Raw genomic sequence first — 19,898 nt, 5'->3', positions numbered from 1 at the left:
CTTGTATAGGGACGAAATTAAATTCCGCGGTTCCACCCTACTTGACATAAATGTCCTCTCAGTAGAATATGCTCAGGAACTCCATTCTCATAATCTTGCAAATTAGGTTCACACCATCCCTAAATCTCTTGATTGCTCAATCAGATATTATCTTCCATCATAGCACTTTAATTTTAATAATAACTTATCACCATAGACACCATATGTCAACATAATATTTACTTTTTTTTCATATTAAGTTCATCTTTAATTTTGCTTATGGATTTATCAATTTTGCTCAACGATTCTTCAAGTTTGTTGTTCAGGTTTATTTGTTTGCCATCTTTTGTATAGACATCAAACTCATAGTTGCTTACCATGGCTGCAGTAATTCCCGCAACACTGAAGAGCGGTGCTAAAACTGCCCCAATTATACCTGCAGAAACTGGAATGTTTATAAGTGTTTCATCACCCTTTTTAACAACAAGTTTTGCCGCATTTGCATCCACTATTGCCTTTTTGATTTCATCAATGACATCTTCGCTTTTCGCTTTTAATTTCTCTTCAGTGGATTTTTTTCTTTCAACATCTATTATTGCACCTAAAAGGTCGCCTTCACTTTTGAGAAGAGCCTCTCTCGCCTCTTCATATCCGCAGTTTGTTCTCTTTATTATTTCATCAACTTTTTTTAGATCATCAAACATTACCATTACCTCCAAGAAGTTTTAGGGATTTGAAATTATTTTTCCCAATGTGGTACCTGAAATAAAATCCTATGAGCTTCAACATCTTTTCACTGCAAATATCCACTTTTCCCATATCATCAAACCTTGACAAGAGAAGAAGCTTCAAACAATCAATATCACCGCTGTTGAGATAGACATAATTTTGTCCTTTTTCACGACAGTTACAGCAAACGAGTCCTCCTTCAGGAATAGAAAAGGCGTATTTCCCATCTTCCCTTCCACAGGATATACATGACTCAAGCCAGGGCTTGAATCCAAGTATGCTTACAAGCTTGATTTCATAGGCAGCTATAAGAACTTCAATGTTTTCAGCGGATTCAGACAGCATAGTGAACAGCTTTACAGTCATATCGAATACTTTTGAATAATTCTCATTTTCCTGAAGTACATGATTTAGTATTTCAACGATATAGCTTGCATAGACGAATCCATCGTAGTCATTCTTCAAACTATAGAAACTGTTTAATACTTCTCCATCTGACAGACTATACATGCCCTTTCCTTTATACAGCTCAACAGAAATATGGCTCAAAGTCTGGGTAAGTGACAAGTTCTTACTATTTGTTTTTCTGGAATTTTTAGCCATTACAGTAATCTTACCCATACTTCTGCTGAAACAGTGGAGTATCTTGTCATTATCTTTATACTTGACTTCTTTAAGTATTATTATTTCATTACTAGCAGACATATCTAATTACCAGTTCTTGTATCCAAGTTCCTTAAGCGTCCTTTCATTGTCTCTCCAATTCTTATCGATTTTCACCCAAAGATTTAGATATACCTTGGTTCCAAGAAGTCTTTCAATATCTAGTCTTGCTTTTCTACCTATGGTAGTCAGCTTGCTTCCACCCTTGCCGATTATAATTCCCTTATGGGATTTCCTCTCACAAAGAATAACTGCATAAACATCTATCATGTTTTTATTTTTTCTCTCTTCGATTTTATCTATCATTATACCCACGCCGTGCGGCACTTCATCTTCAAGCTCAAGCAATGCCTTTTCCCTTATTAATTCTGAAATGACAAACCATTCAGGCCTGTCCGTTATATAGTCTTCAGGGAAATACTGTGGTCCTTCACTGATGTTTTCCTTTATGAAATCAACAATCCTGTATATATTCTTACCTGTCGTAGCAGAAATCCTTATTACATCATTAAATATATTCATTTCTTTTATTTCTTCTGCTACAGAAAAATTGTCCTTGTACATGTCTGATTTATTAACCAAGGCAATCTTAGGTATTGCCATATCCTTAACCTTTTCTATTATATATTTGTCTCCAGGTCCAAGCTTGTTCTTCTCATCTGTGATGAATATGAGAACATCCATATCCTCCAATGCACCGTCTATTTCTGACTTCATGAAGTTACTAAGCTTGCTATTGCCCTTGTGTATACCCGGTGTATCTATAAATACTATCTGGGCTTCCTTATCGGTGTATACAGCCCTTATCTTGTTCCTGGTAGTCTGTGGCTTGTCTGACGTTATTACTATCTTCTCGCCTACCATATAGTTGATTAAAGTGGATTTCCCTACATTAGGTCTTCCTACTACTGTTACAAATCCTGATTTAAACTCACTCATTTTCCAAATCCTCCGGTCCAAAACTTTCAGGGAGAAGTTCCCTGATGGTGTATTCCTTGTATTTTTCAGTACTCTTTGCCACTATTATTTTAATATCTTCTCCAAATTCTCTGATCATCTGTCTGCAAACGCCACAGGGATAAGAAAGCTTTTCAAAACTTCCAACAACTACTACCGTATCAATATCCCTGTACCCTTCTGATACAGCCTTGGCTAAAGCCGTTCTTTCTGCACAGATAGTAGGCGAATATGATGCCGATTCTATATTGCATCCAGTAAAGACTTTTCCTTCCTTTGTCAATATTGCTGCGCCCACCTTGAATCCAGAATATGGGACATAGGCTTTTTCCCTTGCTTCAATAGCCCTTTTTATTAGTTTTACTACTTCCATTGTCCCTCCCTAGAATTCAACCGATGAGTTCTGTGAAATCACCTGTATCCATGTCTGTCCAGGATTTAGTGTTATTTCATTACCTCTTGAATCCAGATACATAGTCTTGCTTCTGTATGAATCCTTCTTCCAAGTGATATCAATGCATTTTCCATCTGTTATGAAATATCCTGTTCCATCTGAAACGGTATTTAGATGAATTCTTCCGTAATTATCCACTACTTCCTTGTTTACCTTCTGTATTATAATATTTGCAGCATTGATTTTTTCCTCATAATACTCATCCAGTTGTCTTTCTCCATTTACATAGCGTTTGTAATCTCCGTCGCTGCTATATTCATAGTCAACAGCATATGACTTGTTGTAAATAATCTTAAGGTCAATACAGTCTACTGCATCTCCATAAAGAGAATCCAGTCCTGCAAGCTCTTCGTTAAACTTGAATCCTTCAAAATCTCCACTCTGTCTATATTTAAGGTATGACTGTGCCGACCTTATATTTTCCATAGCAGTATACATATTGTTTGGAATCTCTTTTCCAGTTTTGTAGTATCTCCAAAATTCGCCACTTGTTAGTCCATCAAGATCAGCCATGTTGTAATCAACAATAGTACCAAGGGCTTCCTGACTTCCTCCTACATGAACATACATAGAATCATATTCAAGGGCATATCTCAAGTAATAAGGTCTTGCGCTTCTTACTGGTCCAATATGTTCTGGTGCTTCACACATGAAAACTGCCATATATCTAGTATATGGATATTCAACCTCACATTCGTAAACCACCTCAGCCTTGGAAATTCCTGCCTGCCATCTTGCCGATGGGTGATTGTCAAGCATTATACTTACAGGTCTGTTCTCAGTCTGTTCCCTTTCAAAGAGAATCCCGCTCAAGGGCGAAATTACTCCATCAATCATGACAACTTCATCTTCCTGGTCTTCGTCTTCTGAATCCTGATTGTCTACAGAGTCGTTGTTGTCGGAATCGTCAACATCTCCTTCATTGCCCTCTGAATCTTCTCCTCCAGTCACATCTTCACCGTTTTCAATTTCCTGAACCTTGTCCGGCTCATCAACCTTTGGACTGCATGAAGTTACAACCAATGCAATTATTATAAGAATAATAAGTTTTCTAAGCATAATTTCTCCTTACGCCATTTAGTCTATTTGTATATTTTCAATTTGTCCATTATTTCCTTTTCTTCTTTTCTCATCTCTAGTTTTTCATCTTCCTCAATATGATCGAATCCCAAAAGATGAAGAAGGGAATGCACTAAAAGGTATGACAGTTCCCTTTGGAAGGAGTGTTTAAATTCTTCCGCCTGCTCTCTTATTCTGTCAACTGAAATGACCACATCTCCTAGAATTGTGTTTTCAAAATCCAGTTCGAACTCCTCTTCCATTGGGAAAGACAATACATCAGTTGCAGAGTCCTTGTTTCTGTATGTTCTGTTCAGCTCCCTTATTTCTTCGTTTGTAACAAAAGAAATGCTCACCTCGAAATTTGTCTTGTCTCCCAAATGGTTGAAGGTTGTCTCACAAACAGTGTCTATAAGCTTTATTTCATCCTGGTTGATTTCCCATCCCTCAGTCCTGTTATCTATTAGAATTTCCATTTATTCTCTTTTCCTCTCTATCCTTGTTTTTTTCAAATTCTTCATATGCACCTATGATGTCCTGAACCAATTTGTGCCTCACTACATCTTTTTTGTCAAAATATATGAATGATATCCCTTTTACATTCTTAAGTATTCCTTCAACCTGCTTAAGTCCGGATTTCTTCCCAGCCGGCAAGTCTATCTGTGTAACATCTCCAGTAACAACAGCCTTTGAACCGTAGCCTAGCCTTGTAAGAAACATCTTCATCTGTTCCTTGGTTGTGTTTTGAGCCTCGTCAAGTATTATAAAAGCTGAATCTATTGTCCTTCCCCTCATGTATGCCAGTGGCGCTACTTCTATCAATCCCTTTTCAAGATTTCTCATATAGTTTTCAGCACCCATAATTTCAAATAAGGCATCGTAAAGCGGTCTAAGATAAGGATCCACCTTGTCTTGAAGGTCTCCCGGAAGGAATCCCAGCTTTTCACCGGCCTCCACTGCAGGTCTTGTAAGGATAATCCTTTTAACTTCCTTATTCCTGAATGCATCTACTGCCATTGCTACAGCAAGATATGTCTTTCCAGTACCTGCAGGTCCAATACCCAAAACGATATCGTTCTTTCTGATATTATCTACATATATCTTCTGACCTATTGTCTTTGACTTTATCATCTTGCCGGTGGAGGTTACAGTAACTATATCATTAAGATATTCGCTGACCCTTTCAGTATTGCCTTCTGCATAATGTCTCATTAAATAGTTAAATTTATCCTGGGACACTTTCCCATCCTTTTCGATGGCGATTATTATTTCATCCAGCATTTTTGCTACTGTTTTAACATCCTGTTCCTTTCCTACAATCTTCAAGTCATTTTCTCTTACAAGCAAATCTATATTAAAGAGCTCTCTAATCTGTTTGATATTGCTGTCCATCTGTCCAAATAATATTTGAACCGTTTTACTATTGTTTATGCTCAACCGTTTTTCGAAATTGTCCATTAATCCTCCTTGGTCATAAAACGTATCTTTATGATATCACAAGTCATGTATTTTTTCTATAAATATGATGTATAAACGATTTGTATTTAGCGGTTTTCTCTGATAAAATTGTTTTATAGGAGGAATGCTAATGACTGTACATATAGGCGCAAAACAAGGAGACATCGCTGAAACAATATTATTGCCGGGAGATCCATTGAGAGCCAGGTTCGTGGCTGAAAAATATCTTGAAAATCCGGTGTGCTACAACGAAATAAGAGGAATGTATGGATACACAGGCTACTACAAGGGCAAAAGAATATCTGTTCAAGGAACAGGTATGGGCATGCCGTCCATAGGCATATACTCCCACGAACTTATTGTGGACTATGGAGTTAAAAACCTCATTAGAATAGGATCCTGCGGTTCCTTCAACGAAAACGTAAAGGTAAGGGACGTATTGCTGGCAATGAGCGCATCTACTAATTCAAACTACGCATCTCAGTACGACCTACCGGGAACCTTTGCACCAACAGCATCATACGATCTTCTAGAAAGGGCCAAGAGGACTGCAGACAGCAAAAACATACCTGTCAAGGTTGGAAACATACTTTCCAGCGACATTTTTTACGATGCAAATCCTGATGCCTGGAAAAAATGGGCTGCCATGGGTATCATGGGAGTTGAAATGGAAGCTGCCGCCCTTTACATGAATGCAGCAAAGCTTGGAGCCAATGCCCTTGCAATACTCACAGTAAGCGACAGTCTCGTTACACATGAGCTTACAACATCTGAAGAAAGAGAAAAAACTTTAACGGACATGATGGAAATCGCATTAGAACTTGCATAAACGCTTCTAAAATCGAACTATATGGAGACGTGAAAATCGACGTCTCTTATATAAAACCTTGGAGACCTTCGTCTCTTACATAAAAAAAAGACCCTTTACGGGTCTATTTTTTTAATTAACAAGCCGGATTTGTGATTTCAAATGAAATCATTCAGCCGGATTTAACCGAAGTACTTCATAACTATCTGATTAACTTGTTTACCATCTGCTCGACCTTTGATTACAGGCATTACTTTGCCCATAATCTTGCCCATGTCCTTTTTGGACTGTGCATCGGTATCCTTGATAGCTTGAACAACTATTTCTTCAAGCTCTTCAGCTCCTAGTTGCAGCGGTAAGTATTCAGTCAATATGGATATTTCCTCTTCAGTAAGCGTAACCAAATCATCTCTTCCGCCAGCCTTAAAATCTTCAATGCTGTCCTTTCTCTGCTTAACCTGTTTAATAATGATGCCTAAGACATCCTCATCTTCAAGTTCCACTCGGTTGTCAACCTCGGACTGCTTTACAGCTGCTCTAACCATGGTTACGGTATTTTTTCTTACCTTGTCTTTATTTTTCATTGAAGCTTTCATATCTATCATGAGCTTCTCTTTTAAAGACATAACGTCACCTCAATTATCTACTACTACTTTTTTTATTTCTTTTTCTTTTAGCAGCTTCAGCTTTGTTCTTCTTTTTAACGCTTGGCTTTTCGTAATGCTCTCGTTTTCTTGCTTCAGAGAGAACGCCAGTGATAGCACATTGTCTTTTGAATCTCTTTAAAGCATTATCTAAAGACTCATTTTCTCTAACTTTTACTTCTGTCATTTGCGACCCTCCCTTCGTAATTCTATTTTTACAATACTCAAATTGCACTTGTATAGTATACATTGTGATTCGAAATATTACAACAGTTATTTTACAATTTTAACCCGGAGGCCATTGCAAGGATCTTTTTCCCAATATATGGAAATGAATATGATTAACAGTCTGCATGGCATCTTTACCGCAATTTGAGACGATTCTGTAGCCTGATTTGTCAATTCCAGTCTTTCTAGCTATCTCTGGAATTACTTCAAAAATCCTGCTTATATACTTGCTGTTTTCTTCACTTACGTCGTTTAACGACGTAATATGAATTTTTGGAACTACCAGAATATGAACCGGCGCTTCTGGATTAATATCATTAAAAGCAAATACATCTTCGTTTTCAAAAACTGCATCTGAAGGAATTTCCTTATTTGCTATCTTGCAAAACAAACAATCCTTCACACTTACACCTCCTCTGTATATAAAAAACTGTTGTCGCTATAACTCATTCTAACGTTTTTTCTCGAATTATGCAAATCCGATGACGATTTAGTCAATACTGTCAAATAATTGCTCGAATGACCTATATATTCACCTGAATCGTTTAAACTCTCGTATAGCACATCCAATTTTTTTCCTATAAAATCGCTGTAGAATACTTCAGCGGTTTTTTCACATATTTCACCAAGAGTCCTGGCCCTATGCTTCTTGACCTGGTTTAGGACCTTGTTGTCCATATCAAAAGCCTTTGTTCCCTTCCTTGGAGAGAACGGAAAGATATGAACCTTTGAAAATCTTATATCTTCAACATATCTGCAAGTTTCCTCAAATTCCTCTTGGGTTTCACCTGGAAACCCTACTATTATGTCGGTGGTTATACCAACTTGAGGCATATACGATTTTATTAACTTGACTTTTTCACGGTATTCATACGTATCATACCTTCTGTTCATTCTTTCAAGAACAGTATCTGATCCGCTTTGCAGGGATAGGTGAAAATGGTCGCAAAAGCTACCTTCCACAAGCTTCTCCATGAATTTAGAGCTTATTATGCCAGGCTCAAGGGATCCAAACCTGAATCTAATATCTTCTAGTTTCAGTTTGTTTATAGCATCAACAAGATCTTCCAACTTCGTATCCTCAAGGTCTGTTCCATATGATGTCATATGAATGCCATTGAATACAATTTCCTTGTATCCATTGGAATGAAGCCTTAGAATCTCGTCGGTTATATCTTTTATTTCCCTGCTTCTAACCGGTCCCCTTACATAGGGGATTATACAGTAGGTGCAAAACTGCCTGCATCCGTCCTGTATCTTTATAGTAGCCCTTGTACGTTCAGAGGTGTGCGATATTGTCATTTCTTCATATTTTTCCCTTGGCTTGAATTCATCCACCCTGTAAAGATGATGTTTAGATTCAAAATATTCCACAACAAAATCAACAATACTGTCCTTGTGCTTTGTTCCTACCACTATGTCTATATTGTCTTCTTCTTTCAGTTCATCCTGTCTGCCCTGGGCATAGCATCCTGCAAGAACTACAACGCCTTCTCCATTAAGCTTTCTTGACCTCTTCACAAGGTTTCTTGTCTTCTTGTCGCTGGCAGCAGTAACTGTACATGAGTTCACAATGAAAACATCAGTATCTTCACAAGGATCTATAATCTTATATCCCCTGTTTTCAAACATTTGCATCATTGCGTCAGTTTCAAATTGATTAACCTTGCATCCCAAGGTGTAAAACGATACATTCATTTAATCACCTAAATATTTTTAGTTTTATACATTAGTATTGAATTTATTACAATTCCAGCTGTTTCAGTCCTTAGAATTCTTGGTCCAAGAGTTACAACCCTAGCTCCAACATTTTTCAGCTCTTCAATTTCAGATTCTTCAAATCCGCCTTCAGGTCCTATTATTACATTTGCAATATCTGACTCCAACTCTACATCATTAAGACCAAGATTGTCTTCATTTTCATAGGGCACTATTATATCCCCGCCTTTTTCCTTTAAAATGGATAGCATCTCCTTGAAGGAAACTATATCCTCAACGAGAGGAACAATATTCCTCATGGACTGCTTTGCCGCCTCCATTGCTATCTTGTTCCATCTGTCCACTTTTTTGCGTTCCCTGGACTTTTCGGAAAGCTTCACAATAGTACGGTGACTGACTACGGGAATTATAGTGGATACTCCTACTTCAGTATTTTTCTGCACTATAAGCTCCATCTTGCTTGCTTTTGGCAAGCACTGAAAGAGATTTATCCTAAGGTCTGATTCCCTTTTATATTTGCTTTCTCCAACAACAGCACAAAAAACAGTATCATCGCCAAAACTTTCAATTCTGCCGATGTACTCTTTTTTATCTATTACGAGATAAACCTCGTCATTTTCTCTTAATCTTAATACGCTTTTACAATGCTTGAAATCGCCGCCTTTCAAAAGGGCGGTTTTTCCATTGCATTCATCTATAAAAAATCTATTCATATTACTTCAACCTTGCTGTAATTCCAGCCCATTCGCCTTTTATAAGAGTCTCTACTATTTCAAAATTATTTCCCACAAGGGCAGTTCTTACATTATCAGCCTTTGTAGCCAATATTCCGGAAGAAATGAAAATTCCTCCATTCTTCAAGACACTTGCCAGCTGGCTTACCATTTTAATTATTATATCCGCCGTTATGTTTGCTACAACAATGTCGGCTTCGTAGTTTATCTTGTTAAGCAGATTGCCTTTTCTTATATCCACATTAAAACAGTCGTTCACTTCAACATTTTCCTTTGCAATCCTTACGGAATCATCGTCAATATCTATTCCAAGAACATTCCTTGCACCAAGCTTAGATGATAATATTGCCAGAATTCCAGTTCCCGTACCAATATCGAGAACCATGCTTTCAGAATCTATTTTACCTTCCAGTTGTTCTATACACAAAGAAGTTGTTTCATGAATTCCCGTACCAAATGCAGCTCCAGGATCAATTTCAATTATAATCTCCCCTTCCTTTTGAGAGTATTCCTCCCATGTAGGCTTGATTATAACATTGTTTCCAAGTTTGAAAGGTTTGAAATGCTTCTTCCACTCACTGTTCCAATCTCTGTCCGCTATGTCTTGAACTTCAATTTCAGTAGAACCTATATCTAAATCATATCTGGGCAGCATGTTTATTCTTTCCTTGATAAAATCCTTCTTCTCATTCCAACTGTCATCATATTCAAAATAGCCCTTGATTACAACACCATCATAATAGTCCTTGGCCAGATCTTCATCAAGATAGTCCCATTTTTCATCTTCCTTCAAAAGGTTAAGAATATCATTGGGATCTTCTATGACAATACCTTCAACCATTGCTTCATGAAGTATGTTTGTAACAGCTTCCTTTGCCTCGTAAGTGGTTTTTATAACAATTTCAATCCATTTCAAATAACTGCACTCTCCTAACTAAAAGCATCTTTTACTTTATCAAATATTCCTTTTTTATGAGGTTCGATTTTTTCACCGAATTCTTTTGCAAAACTCATCAATATCTCTTTCTGCTTATCTGTAAGCTTTGTTGGAGTATTTATTACAACCTTTACATACTGGTCGCCTTTTCCTCCACCTCTAAGATGTTCTATACCTCTGTTTCTAAGTCTGAATACAGTACCTGTCTGCGTTCCTTCTGGAATTTGGTATTTTACCTTTCCTTCAAGAGTTGGTACTTCAACAGTATTGCCCAGAGAAGCTGTAACGAATGATACAGGCATATCGTACCAGATATCATATCCGTCCCTGTTGAAGAACTTGTGGGGCTTAACACCTAGGTAAACATAAAGGTCTCCAGGAGGTGCTCCCTTTTCTCCGTGGTTTCCTTCTCCCCTCAAAGGTATGATTGAATCGGAATCCACTCCTGCTGGTATATTTATTGTTATCTTTCTTGCTATCTTTTCCTTACCTGTACCATGACAAACATTACAAGGCTCTTCTATTATCTTTCCACTACCTTTACAGGTAGGACAAGTACTCACATTAGCAAATTGTCCGAAAGGTGTATTCTGAACAGTTCTTACACTCCCCGCACCATTACATGTTGTACAGGTCTTCCTGGATGTTCCTGGTTCTGCACCGTCTCCACTGCAGTGCGAACATGTTTCCATTCTTGAGACCTTGACTTCTTTTTTCGTACCGAATGCAGCATCTTCAAAGGAGATATTGAGCCTTATCTTGAGATCAGCGCCCTTTCTAGGTCCCTGTCTTCTTTGTCTAGCTCCTCCGCCTCCGAACACATCGCCGAAAATATCACCGAAAATATCTTCAAATCCACCAGCTCCGCCAAATCCACCAGCACCACCATGTCCCTGTCCGCCGTTTTCAAATGCAGAATGTCCAAATCTGTCATATTTTTCTCTTTTCTCTTCATCGCTGAGCACTTCGTATGCTTCATTAACTTCCTTAAATTTGACTTCCGATTCATGATTGTCAGGATTCAAATCAGGATGGTACTTTTTCGCATTTTTCCTAAATGCCTTCTTTATATCTGTATTGTCCGCATCTTTTCCGACACCAAGTACATCATAATAATCTCTTTTACTACTCATTTATTCACCACCATTAAAATATGGACTAGAGCAAAGCTAAATCTAAAGATTTAGCTTTGACTCTCTTCATCATCATCTACGACCTCATATTCTGCATCTACAACGTCTTCTGCTTCTTCTGCACCTGCATCCTGTGGTTGTCCCTCTTGAGCAGCCTGTTCCTGTGCTGTTTCTTGATATATTTTTTGTGCAAGCTTATTGAATTCTTCTGTAAGTGAATCAAGCTTTGCCTTGATGTCTTCAGTTACATTTGATTCTATCGCTTTTTTGAGTTCGTCGATTTGTCCATTAGTCAATGCAGTCTCTTCAGCAGAAAGCTTGTCTCCAAGGTCTTTCATACTTTTTTCTGTCTGATAAATCATGTTGTCTGCATTATTTCTAACTTCTATATCTTCTTTTTTCTTCTTGTCATCTTCTGCAAACTGCTCAGCTTCCTTAACCTTCTTGTCGATTTCATCATCAGAAAGATTTGTAGACGCTGTTATTGTTATTTTCTGCTCTTGACCAGTTCCCTTGTCCTTAGCTGAAACATTAACTATACCATTGGCATCAATGTCAAATGTTACTTCTATTTGAGGAATTCCCCTTTGTGCAGGTGGTATTCCTGTAAGCTGGAATCTTCCCAATGAAATATTGTCTGAAGCCATCTGTCTTTCACCTTGAAGAACATGTATATCAACAGCTGTTTGGTTATCTGCCGCTGTAGAGAAAATCTGGCTTTTCTTTGTTGGTATTCTTGTATTTCTTTCTATAAGATTGGTTGCAACTGATCCAAGAGTCTCTATTCCTAGAGAAAGAGGAGTAACGTCTACAAGAAGAATTTCATTTCCGAATTCTCCAGTAAGAACTCCACCCTGGATTGCAGCTCCAAGAGCAACACACTCGTCAGGATTAACCCCTTTATGAGGCTCGCTTGTAAGTTTCTGAACAGCGTCCTGTACTGCAGGTATTCTTGTTGATCCACCTACAAGTATTACCTTATCAATGTCTGAAGCAGTTAGCTTTGCGTCTGCAAGAGCCTTTCTTATAGGATCCTTCGTCATGTCTACAAGTTCACTTGTCATTTCATTGAACTTTGCTCTTGAAATGTCCATGTTCATGTGCTTTGGTCCTTCCTGAGTAGCTGTAATAAACGGAAGATTTATGTTTGAAGACATTGTCGACGACAATTCCTTCTTTGCATTCTCTGCAGCTTCCTTAAGTCTTTGAAGAGCCATCTTGTCTTTCTTAAGATCTACTCCGTTCTCTTTCTTGAACTGTTCAGCTATAAAGTTGACAAGTCTTTCATCGAAATCATCTCCACCAAGGTGATTAATTCCGTTTGTAGACTTGACCTCAAATACTCCTTCGCCTATTTCAAGGATTGATACATCAAATGTACCTCCACCAAGGTCGAATACCATTATTGTCTGCATAGTGTCTTCCTTGTCTATACCGTAAGCCAAAGAAGCTGCAGTAGGCTCGTTTATAATTCTTTTAACATTTAGTCCTGCTATTTTTCCTGCATCCTTTGTTGCCTGTCTTTGACTGTCAGAGAAATATGCAGGTACTGTGATTACAGCATCATTTACTGTTTCGCCAAGATAGCTTTCAGCATCTGCCTTCAATTTTTGAAGAATAAAAGCCGAAATATCCTGTGGTGTATATGTTTTACCGTTTATTGAAACCTTATGATCTGTTCCCATATGTCTTTTTATTGACGCAACAGTATTGTCGGGGTTAGTAACCGCCTGTCTTTTGGCAGTTTCACCTACCAGTCTTTCACCATCTTTTGTAAATGCTACTATTGAAGGAGTAGTTCTCTTGCCTTCTACATTTGGAATGACAACCGCTTCTCCACCTTCCATTACTGCAACACATGAATTCGTTGTACCTAAATCAATTCCTATTACTTTACTCATCTTAATCCTCCTTGATATTATCTAGAAACTTTAACCATACTTGGTCTGATTATTTTTTCTTTCATTTTGTATCCTTTTTGTAAAACTTCCAGTACTATGTCTGCTTCAGTACCTTCAACCTCTTCGGACATTACTCCGTGGTGCAATGCAGGGTCGAAACCGGCTCCCAAAGCATCTATTTCTTCCAAACCTCTTTTGTTAAGGGTTTGTTTAAACTGGTCAAATATCATTTGTACACCTTCCTTGAAGCTGCCATTGTCATCAGGTGCATCAAGTGCTCTTTCAAAATTATCTAGAACTGTAAGCATTTCACAAACTACATCTTCAATGGCTGATGAATATATTCTCGTTTTTTCCTTGTCAGCCCTGTTCTTGTGGTTGATAAAGTCAGCCTGCAGTCTTAAAAGTTTTGTATTCATATCGTCTTTTTCCTCTTCAGGTTCTTCTACCTGACTTTCTTCTTCTTCGATTTCTTCTTCTTCAATTTCTTCTACTTCTACTTCTTCAATTTCATCTGCTTCTTTAGATTCAATGTCTTTAATTTCTTCAGACACTTCCTCTATTACCTCATCCTTTTCCTTTTTGCTCATCTGTATCACTCCTTGCTATATCTATATAATTTTCCTCTATCAGTCTATTGACATTTAAGGACAGTGCCTTAACCATGGATATTACATTTTTATAATCCATCCGTGTAGGTCCTATTAACCCTATCTTGCCTATGATCATACCATTAAGCTTGTATGTGGCTGAAACTACACTGCACTGTTTGATTTCATCGTATTTGTTCTCATTTCCAATGGATACTGCCAGATCCTCCCCGGTTTCATCCATGAGAACACTTGCCATTGATTTCTTGTCTTCCATGAAGGAAAGAAGCTCTTTAGCTTTTTCAGTATTGCTGTATTCTGGATAATTTAAAATATTTGTCAATCCATCGTAATATACATCAACCTTTTCATATTGCTTCATGGTATTGAGAAGAAGCATAAACACATCGTCAAATTTATCATCAAAAGATTCTCTGATTGAATAAATCTCTTTCGATATATGGTTGTACAAATCCTTGTCCAAAGATTTCAATTGCCTTCCTTCAAGCTTTTGCGTCAAAAGATTTGAAATCCTGTTCATCTGGTCCTCTGGTACTGGTATCTTCATATTAAGTATTACATTTTTCACAAGGTTGTTTTCAGTTACAATGACCATCAATAACTTGTTTTCCGAAATTGGTACAAGTTGTATCCTCTTAAGCTTTGATTCCTTAAGCTGTGGTGTCATTACAAAGGATGTGTATTTCGTGAACTGTGATAAAATTCTCGCTGAATTTCTGATGAATTTTTCCATTTCATCAATTTCTCCCTGAAGAATTTTCTTTATCTGTTCATTGTATTTGTTCATTGAACTGTTTCTAATGATTTTGTCTACATAAAGTCTGTAGGCTTTGTCAGTTGGCACCCTTCCGGCAGAGGTATGGGGTTGAACTAAAAATCCCAATTCTTCAAGATCTGACATTTCATTCCTTACAGTTGCAGAACTTATACCAAGATCGTATTTTTTAGAAATAGTTCTGGAACCAATGGCTTCACCTTCGTGAATATAACTGCTGACTATGGCTTTCAATATTTTGATTTTTCTATCATTTAATTCCATTTTATCAGCTCCTCTGTTAGCACTCTGCCCGGATGAGTGCTAAGCTCATAGCAATAAGATACTACTAACTATTGGTTTTGTCAATACCAATGTGCATTTTTCATAAGATTTAATCCGGCATTAATTCAATAAACACCGTGTTTGATAAATCAAGACCTTTCTCTGTGAGTCTGATTGACTTTCCCTCATTAATAACAAGCCCTTTTTCAACCAATATTTCAATTTTTTCATTAAAATAAGTCAAATTCTTTTTAATATTGTTTTTGTAATCTTTATATGATATTCCCGAAGTTTTTCTCAGACCAAGAATCATGTATTCCCATTCCGATTCACTTTCATCTATTTCCTCTACTGTTTCATAGACAAGATTACCCGAATCAATGTTTTTTAAATATTCATTAAGGTCAAGAGTGTTTGAAAAACGCACCTCGTCAATACATGAGTGTGACGACAGTCCAAGACCAAGGTATTCCTCTCTATTCCAATACTTTAGGTTATGTCTGCTTTCAAAGCCTTTTAAGGCAAAGTTTGAAATCTCATATTGACAAAAACCTTTATCGGCCATTACCCTTCTGCCAGCATAATACATTTCTCTTTCGTCTTCGTCATCGCAAACACTAGCTTCACCTCTCTCATGCATCTTGTAAAGAGGTGTACTTTCTTCCAGTTTAAGTGAATAATATGAAACATGCTTGATTCCTGTTTCAAGTATTTCCTTTAAATCATTGACCGGAGATTCCACATTCTGTCCTGGTAGGTTGAATATTATATCTGCGCTAATGTTTTCAAATCCCGTTTCCTTCAAAATTTTAAGAGTTCTAAATACGTCATCCCTGTTGTGGATCCTGCCTATTTTCTTAAGGACTTCGTCATCAAGGCTTTGTACTCCCATGCTTATGCGGTTAATGCCTGCTTTTTTGTATGCCTGTACTTTATTATCATCTACTGTTCCTGGATTGATTTCTATTGTAGCTTCACAGTCTTTAGCAATCCTTAAGTTTTCATATACATTCTTCATCAAATATTCAATGCTACTGCCCTTAAACAAGGAGGGAGTCCCTCCTCCTATGAATACGGTATCAACTACATGTTTTTCAAGTCTTTTTGAATAAAGCTTAAGCTCTTCAACGAGTGCTTTGATATACTTGTCTTCTGTCGGCTCATCCAAATCCACAAAAGAACAGAAATCGCAATAGAGACATTTTTTCTTACAGAAAGGTATATGTATGTATAGTCCTAGGTTTTTCAATATTTTTCACCTCACTACAAAATTGCAACTCTTTAAATGATTTTGTAAATAATCATCTTTTCAATGCCTTAAATGGTCTTTCCACACTATTTGCTATCATCAAATTTAAGAACTGTCAGGAAGGCTTCCTGTGGAACATCTACGCTACCAATCTGACGCATCCTTTTCTTTCCTTCCTTCTGTTTTTCAAGAAGCTTTTTCTTTCTTGATATATCTCCGCCGTAGCATTTTGATAGTACATCCTTCCTCATTGCCTTAACAGTCTCTCTCGCTATTATTTTTCCACCTATGGCTGCCTGGATAGGTACGACGAACATGTGCCTTGGAATAACATCCTTAAGCTTCTCTACAATTATTCTTCCTCTTTCATATGCCTTTTCTTCATGGACTATCATGGAAAATGCATCTACAAGCTCACTGTTTATCAGAATGTCAAGCTTAACAAGATTTGACCTCTGGTATCCTTCCAGTTCATAGTCAAAGGAAGCATATCCTCTAGTCTTTGACTTGATGGCATCGAAGAAATCATATATTACCTCATTTAGAGGAAGTCTATAATGAAGTATCACCCTTGTCTGTTCTATATATTCCATATTTTGAAATTCACCTCTCCTGTTCTGGCAAAGCTCCATTATTGGACCTACATAGTCTGTAGGAGTCATTATGCTTGCCTTTACAACAGGCTCTTCCATATAGTCTATTTCTACAGGAGAAGGCATGTTTGTAGGATTCTGCATCTTCATCATGGTTCCATCAGTCTTGTGTATCTTGTATATAACACTTGGTGATGATGCTATGATGTTAAGGTCAAATTCCCTTTCAAGTCTTTCCTGTATTATTTCCATATGAAGAAGTCCCAAGAATCCGCATCTGAAACCAAATCCAAGAGCAACAGAAGTTTCTGGTTCAAAGGACAACGCAGCATCATTTACCTGAAGCTTTTCAAGAGCATCTCTAATATTGTTGAAATCTTCTCCGTCTGCTGGATACAGTCCGCAGTAAACCATGGATACAACCTTCTTGTATCCAGGCAAAGGATTTTTAGCCGGATGTTCTGCTGAAGTTATGGTATCTCCAACCCTACAGTTTTTAACATTCTTGATGCTTGCAGCAAGATATCCAACTTCTCCTGCACTTAATTTATCCCTTGGAACCTGTCCAGGAGCAAGAATACCAACTTCTGCCACTTCGAAATCGAAATCAGTAGCCATCATTTTTATCCTGTCTCCTTTTTTGACAGTTCCTTCCTTTACCCTTATATATGCAACTACGCCCTTGTAGCTATCATAATATGAATCGAAAATCAAAGCCTTCAATGTTCCATCCCTGTCACCTGAAGGAGCAGGAACCTTCATCACAACGGCTTCAAGTACATCAGCAATATTAAGTCCTTCCTTTGCAGATATGAGAGGAGCATCCTGTGCTTCAAGACCTATTACATCCTCTATCTCTTCCTTGATTTCGTCGGGTCTTGCACTTGGCAAGTCTATCTTGTTTATTACAGGAACAATTTCAAGGTCCTGTTCTACTGCTAGATATACATTGGCAAGGGTCTGAGCCTCTATTCCCTGAGCTGCATCCACAACAAGTACTGCTCCTTCGCAGGCTGCAAGACTTCTTGAAACCTCGTAGCTGAAGTCAACATGTCCAGGAGTATCTATAAGGTTAAGTATATACTCGTTTCCATCCTTCGCTTTATATATAAGCCTGATAGTCTGAAGCTTGATTGTTATACCTCTTTCTCTTTCCAGATCCATGTTGTCAAGAATCTGCTCATGCATCTCTCTTGTCGTGAGTAATCCTGTTTCTTCTATTAATCTATCTGCTAAAGTTGATTTACCATGATCTATATGAGCAATTATTGAAAAATTTCTAATGAATTTTTGTTTATCTTGCACTGTTGCCTCCTATGTTTTATAATCCGAATGTAATTATATCAAATATTATACTCCTTTGAAAGATTATTTTTTAGTTTTTTAAAATTTTCTATTGATTTTTTCTAACAAAGACTGTATAATTTTAAAGTCGCTTAAATTTAATAATTATTAGTATTATAAAATAAATACTATACTTCCGAGGAGGTGAATTTCGTGGCAAATATTAAATCAGCTAAAAAAAGAATTCTAGTTAATGAAAAGAAAAATGCAATTAACAAAAAAAGGAAATCTGAAATAAAAACTTATATCAAGAAATTTGAAGCTTCTGTTGAAGAAAACAACATAGAAGAGGCTAAAGAATTATTGATTGTATTACAGAAGAAGTTAAGCATAGCTTCTGCAAAGAGCACTATGCACTCTAAAGCCGCTTCTAGAAAAGTAAGCAGATTAACTAAAAGACTTAACACTATGGCGTAAACAAAATAAAAAAACCAGATTATTCTGGTTTTTATTTTTTTGCACTTTTATTCTTTTGCGGCGGATATTATCATATCTATGCCCGTTTCCATGTCAAGGAGTCCCTTTTTTACCCTCTTGTCGAAATCAAAACACATGTCGTATATCTTTTTAATCTTCTTATGGGACAATTGCTTTTGTTGTTTTTTCATCTTGTTGTAGCTGAAAGGTCTCAGACCCATTGCCTTTGTGATTTCATTGGAACTATATCCGTCCCTTTCCATGAGATTTAATCTAAGCAGCTGCCTGTAATGTCTCGATATCATGTAAAAGATATAATGTGCCGCCACATTCTTCCCTATCATATCATAAACCATCCTGAAGGCACTGTCTGTACTTCCCTCGCATATGAAATCCACAAGCTTAAAAATATTGTTCTCTATGGATATTGTTGTAACATTGTCTATATTAGATTTGCTTATGCTTCCACCTTCCTCAGTATTGCTTATAAGCTTGTCCAGTTCATTCCTTACATCGTAGAGAGTCAATACACTTTCATAGTCAAGGTATCCGATTATCTGGGCAAGATATCGAACATCGCTGTCTGACATTCTTCTTTTGCTTTTATCCAGATACATCTTGATCCATGAAATAAGTTCGTTTTCCTTGAATTTGTCATATTTTACAATGGACCCGGTCTTGCTGATCTTCTTGTAAAGTTTCTTTCTGCTGTCGGCTTTTATTCCCGAGCAATCGAAAATAAGAATGTTTTCATCCATTCTGTTGTCCAAATAACCTAAGAGATGCTTTTCATCATCAGATGAAAGTGATTTTTTAGATGTTAGAAAATCACAGTTTTCAATAACCATAATCTTCTTTTCCACCATGAATGGAATGGTGTTCATGAACCTGCCAACCTCGTCTCCCCTGTTTTTTAAATTGTCTATTACAACATAATTCATATCCTCAAATCCGGACATGTACTTCTTCTTCAATTTATCTATGAAATTGTCAGTCAAATACACTTCATTGCCTGTCAATATTATAACTTCCTTGCTGCTCATAGTGATTCTCCTTTTTCAATTCGTCTTTTCCTAATCAAGTAAGCTGTAGCAACCAGTAAAAACGATGCTGTTAGCGAGCTTACAACTCCAAATTCAACACTTTCATTTAAGCACTTTATAGAATATCCACCCTTATTGTCAACGTCAATGACGACTTCCCCATCAATATAGGTTTCATAAAGTTTAGTATGGATATCAT

23 protein-coding genes are annotated in these 19,898 nt (G+C 37.2%); 2 read left to right on the top strand and 21 right to left on the bottom strand.

The annotated features are described in order from the left end of the window. Positions 1–218: 218 nt before the first annotated feature. From AC3AX0_RS00920 to AC3AX0_RS00890, 7 genes are read right to left on the bottom strand one after another with little or no spacing between them, the layout of a single operon-like run. On the bottom strand, positions 219–683 hold the full coding sequence (locus tag AC3AX0_RS00920; RefSeq protein WP_487548424.1) for a DUF4342 domain-containing protein: 465 nt from the start codon (positions 681–683) through the stop codon (positions 219–221). After that, positions 676–1,413: a DNA repair protein RecO gene (gene recO, locus AC3AX0_RS00915; RefSeq protein WP_487548423.1), complete on the bottom strand. Its 738-nt coding sequence runs from the start codon at positions 1,411–1,413 to the stop codon at positions 676–678. Before recO ends, AC3AX0_RS00920 begins: the two co-directional genes overlap by 8 nt. Before the next feature lie 6 nt (positions 1,414–1,419). Then, complete coding sequence (gene era, locus AC3AX0_RS00910) at positions 1,420–2,310, bottom strand: GTPase Era (protein WP_487548422.1); 891 nt, start codon at positions 2,308–2,310, stop codon at positions 1,420–1,422. After that, positions 2,303–2,701, bottom strand: coding sequence for a cytidine deaminase (cdd, locus tag AC3AX0_RS00905; RefSeq protein WP_487548421.1), 399 nt, complete (start codon positions 2,699–2,701; stop codon positions 2,303–2,305). Before cdd ends, era begins: the two co-directional genes overlap by 8 nt. A 9-nt stretch (positions 2,702–2,710) precedes the next feature. Next, positions 2,711–3,841 (bottom strand): DUF3048 domain-containing protein, encoded by a 1,131-nt coding sequence (locus AC3AX0_RS00900; RefSeq protein WP_487548420.1) that lies wholly within the window; start codon positions 3,839–3,841, stop codon positions 2,711–2,713. Positions 3,842–3,864: 23 nt separating this feature from the next. After that, on the bottom strand, positions 3,865–4,317 hold the full coding sequence (gene ybeY / locus AC3AX0_RS00895; RefSeq protein ID WP_487548419.1) for an rRNA maturation RNase YbeY: 453 nt from the start codon (positions 4,315–4,317) through the stop codon (positions 3,865–3,867). Beyond that, positions 4,298–5,299, bottom strand: coding sequence for a PhoH family protein (locus AC3AX0_RS00890; protein WP_487548418.1), 1,002 nt, complete (start codon positions 5,297–5,299; stop codon positions 4,298–4,300). The genes ybeY and AC3AX0_RS00890 overlap by 20 nt, the downstream gene beginning before the upstream one ends. A gap of 124 nt (positions 5,300–5,423) precedes the next feature. Between AC3AX0_RS00890 and deoD the strand changes: the two genes are divergently transcribed. After that, positions 5,424–6,128 (top strand): purine-nucleoside phosphorylase, encoded by a 705-nt coding sequence (deoD, locus tag AC3AX0_RS00885; RefSeq protein WP_487548417.1) that lies wholly within the window; start codon positions 5,424–5,426, stop codon positions 6,126–6,128. Between the two features lie 161 nt (positions 6,129–6,289). Here deoD and AC3AX0_RS00880 read toward each other — a convergent pair whose 3' ends face one another. From AC3AX0_RS00880 to lepA, 12 genes are all read right to left on the bottom strand, one after another. After that, a complete protein-coding gene (locus AC3AX0_RS00880) occupies positions 6,290–6,733 on the bottom strand; it encodes a GatB/YqeY domain-containing protein (protein ID WP_487548416.1) in 444 nt (147 codons plus the stop codon). 13 nt (positions 6,734–6,746) lie between these two features. Further along, complete coding sequence (gene rpsU / locus AC3AX0_RS00875; RefSeq protein WP_487548415.1) at positions 6,747–6,938, bottom strand: 30S ribosomal protein S21; 192 nt, start codon at positions 6,936–6,938, stop codon at positions 6,747–6,749. Between the two features lie 99 nt (positions 6,939–7,037). After that, on the bottom strand, positions 7,038–7,382 hold the full coding sequence (locus AC3AX0_RS00870; RefSeq protein WP_487548414.1) for a histidine triad nucleotide-binding protein: 345 nt from the start codon (positions 7,380–7,382) through the stop codon (positions 7,038–7,040). 2 nt (positions 7,383–7,384) lie between these two features. After that, positions 7,385–8,677, bottom strand: a complete 1,293-nt coding sequence (gene mtaB, locus AC3AX0_RS00865) for a tRNA (N(6)-L-threonylcarbamoyladenosine(37)-C(2))-methylthiotransferase MtaB (RefSeq protein ID WP_487548413.1) — start codon at positions 8,675–8,677, stop codon at positions 7,385–7,387. Between the two features lie 8 nt (positions 8,678–8,685). Continuing rightward, positions 8,686–9,411 carry an RsmE family RNA methyltransferase gene (locus AC3AX0_RS00860; RefSeq protein ID WP_487548412.1) on the bottom strand — a complete coding sequence of 242 codons (726 nt, stop codon included), beginning with the start codon at positions 9,409–9,411 and terminating at the stop codon, positions 8,686–8,688. 1 nt (position 9,412) lies between these two features. Beyond that, on the bottom strand, positions 9,413–10,348 hold the full coding sequence (gene prmA / locus AC3AX0_RS00855; RefSeq protein ID WP_487548411.1) for a 50S ribosomal protein L11 methyltransferase: 936 nt from the start codon (positions 10,346–10,348) through the stop codon (positions 9,413–9,415). A 14-nt stretch (positions 10,349–10,362) separates the two neighbouring features. Continuing rightward, complete coding sequence (dnaJ, locus tag AC3AX0_RS00850; RefSeq protein WP_487548410.1) at positions 10,363–11,502, bottom strand: molecular chaperone DnaJ; 1,140 nt, start codon at positions 11,500–11,502, stop codon at positions 10,363–10,365. Between the two features lie 50 nt (positions 11,503–11,552). Further along, positions 11,553–13,403, bottom strand: coding sequence for a molecular chaperone DnaK (gene dnaK, locus AC3AX0_RS00845; RefSeq protein WP_487548409.1), 1,851 nt, complete (start codon positions 13,401–13,403; stop codon positions 11,553–11,555). 17 nt (positions 13,404–13,420) lie between these two features. Then, entirely contained in the window at positions 13,421–13,993 is a 573-nt protein-coding gene (gene grpE / locus AC3AX0_RS00840; RefSeq protein ID WP_487548408.1) for a nucleotide exchange factor GrpE, read from the bottom strand. After that, positions 13,971–15,053, bottom strand: a complete 1,083-nt coding sequence (gene hrcA, locus AC3AX0_RS00835; protein ID WP_487548407.1) for a heat-inducible transcriptional repressor HrcA — start codon at positions 15,051–15,053, stop codon at positions 13,971–13,973. The genes grpE and hrcA overlap by 23 nt, the downstream gene beginning before the upstream one ends. Before the next feature lie 109 nt (positions 15,054–15,162). Further along, positions 15,163–16,302: a radical SAM family heme chaperone HemW gene (gene hemW, locus AC3AX0_RS00830; protein WP_487548406.1), complete on the bottom strand. Its 1,140-nt coding sequence runs from the start codon at positions 16,300–16,302 to the stop codon at positions 15,163–15,165. A gap of 86 nt (positions 16,303–16,388) precedes the next feature. Next, on the bottom strand, positions 16,389–18,200 hold the full coding sequence (gene lepA, locus AC3AX0_RS00825; RefSeq protein WP_487548405.1) for a translation elongation factor 4: 1,812 nt from the start codon (positions 18,198–18,200) through the stop codon (positions 16,389–16,391). 192 nt (positions 18,201–18,392) lie between these two features. Between lepA and rpsT the strand changes: the two genes are divergently transcribed. Further along, positions 18,393–18,656: a 30S ribosomal protein S20 gene (gene rpsT / locus AC3AX0_RS00820; RefSeq protein ID WP_487548404.1), complete on the top strand. Its 264-nt coding sequence runs from the start codon at positions 18,393–18,395 to the stop codon at positions 18,654–18,656. Between the two features lie 47 nt (positions 18,657–18,703). Here the strand turns inward: rpsT and holA are convergent, their stop codons facing one another. Continuing rightward, complete coding sequence (gene holA / locus AC3AX0_RS00815) at positions 18,704–19,699, bottom strand: DNA polymerase III subunit delta (protein WP_487548403.1); 996 nt, start codon at positions 19,697–19,699, stop codon at positions 18,704–18,706. Next, a partial coding sequence (locus tag AC3AX0_RS00810; RefSeq protein ID WP_487548402.1) for a hypothetical protein occupies positions 19,696–19,898 on the bottom strand: 203 nt, incomplete at its 5' end. The genes holA and AC3AX0_RS00810, both read right to left, overlap by 4 nt.

The sequence above is a fragment of the Dethiosulfatibacter sp. genome (genome assembly GCF_983023055.1).
This window is presented reverse-complemented; position numbering and strand designations above follow the sequence as displayed.

Bases quoted from the DNA above. Each gene is read 5' to 3' on its own strand.
- AC3AX0_RS00890 (WP_487548418.1), bottom strand. From the start codon at position 5,299: ATGGACAATTTCGAAAAACGGTTGAGCATAAACAATAGTAAAACGGTT.
- deoD (WP_487548417.1), top strand. From the start codon at position 5,424: ATGCTAATGACTGTACATATAGGCGCAAAACAAGGAGACATCGCTGAA.
- AC3AX0_RS00900 (WP_487548420.1), bottom strand. From the start codon at position 3,841: ATGCTTAGAAAACTTATTATTCTTATAATAATTGCATTGGTTGTAACT.
- mtaB (WP_487548413.1), bottom strand. From the start codon at position 8,677: ATGAATGTATCGTTTTACACCTTGGGATGCAAGGTTAATCAATTTGAA.
- hrcA (WP_487548407.1), bottom strand. From the start codon at position 15,053: ATGGAATTAAATGATAGAAAAATCAAAATATTGAAAGCCATAGTCAGC.
- AC3AX0_RS00860 (WP_487548412.1), bottom strand. From the start codon at position 9,411: ATGAATAGATTTTTTATAGATGAATGCAATGGAAAAACCGCCCTTTTG.
- dnaJ (WP_487548410.1), bottom strand. From the start codon at position 11,502: ATGAGTAGTAAAAGAGATTATTATGATGTACTTGGTGTCGGAAAAGAT.
- AC3AX0_RS00920 (WP_487548424.1), bottom strand. From the start codon at position 683: ATGTTTGATGATCTAAAAAAAGTTGATGAAATAATAAAGAGAACAAAC.
- dnaK (WP_487548409.1), bottom strand. From the start codon at position 13,403: ATGAGTAAAGTAATAGGAATTGATTTAGGTACAACGAATTCATGTGTT.
- rpsU (WP_487548415.1), bottom strand. From the start codon at position 6,938: ATGACAGAAGTAAAAGTTAGAGAAAATGAGTCTTTAGATAATGCTTTA.
- AC3AX0_RS00880 (WP_487548416.1), bottom strand. From the start codon at position 6,733: ATGTCTTTAAAAGAGAAGCTCATGATAGATATGAAAGCTTCAATGAAA.
- holA (WP_487548403.1), bottom strand. From the start codon at position 19,699: ATGAGCAGCAAGGAAGTTATAATATTGACAGGCAATGAAGTGTATTTG.
- era (WP_487548422.1), bottom strand. From the start codon at position 2,310: ATGAGTGAGTTTAAATCAGGATTTGTAACAGTAGTAGGAAGACCTAAT.
- recO (WP_487548423.1), bottom strand. From the start codon at position 1,413: ATGTCTGCTAGTAATGAAATAATAATACTTAAAGAAGTCAAGTATAAA.
- ybeY (WP_487548419.1), bottom strand. From the start codon at position 4,317: ATGGAAATTCTAATAGATAACAGGACTGAGGGATGGGAAATCAACCAG.
- grpE (WP_487548408.1), bottom strand. From the start codon at position 13,993: ATGAGCAAAAAGGAAAAGGATGAGGTAATAGAGGAAGTGTCTGAAGAA.
- cdd (WP_487548421.1), bottom strand. From the start codon at position 2,701: ATGGAAGTAGTAAAACTAATAAAAAGGGCTATTGAAGCAAGGGAAAAA.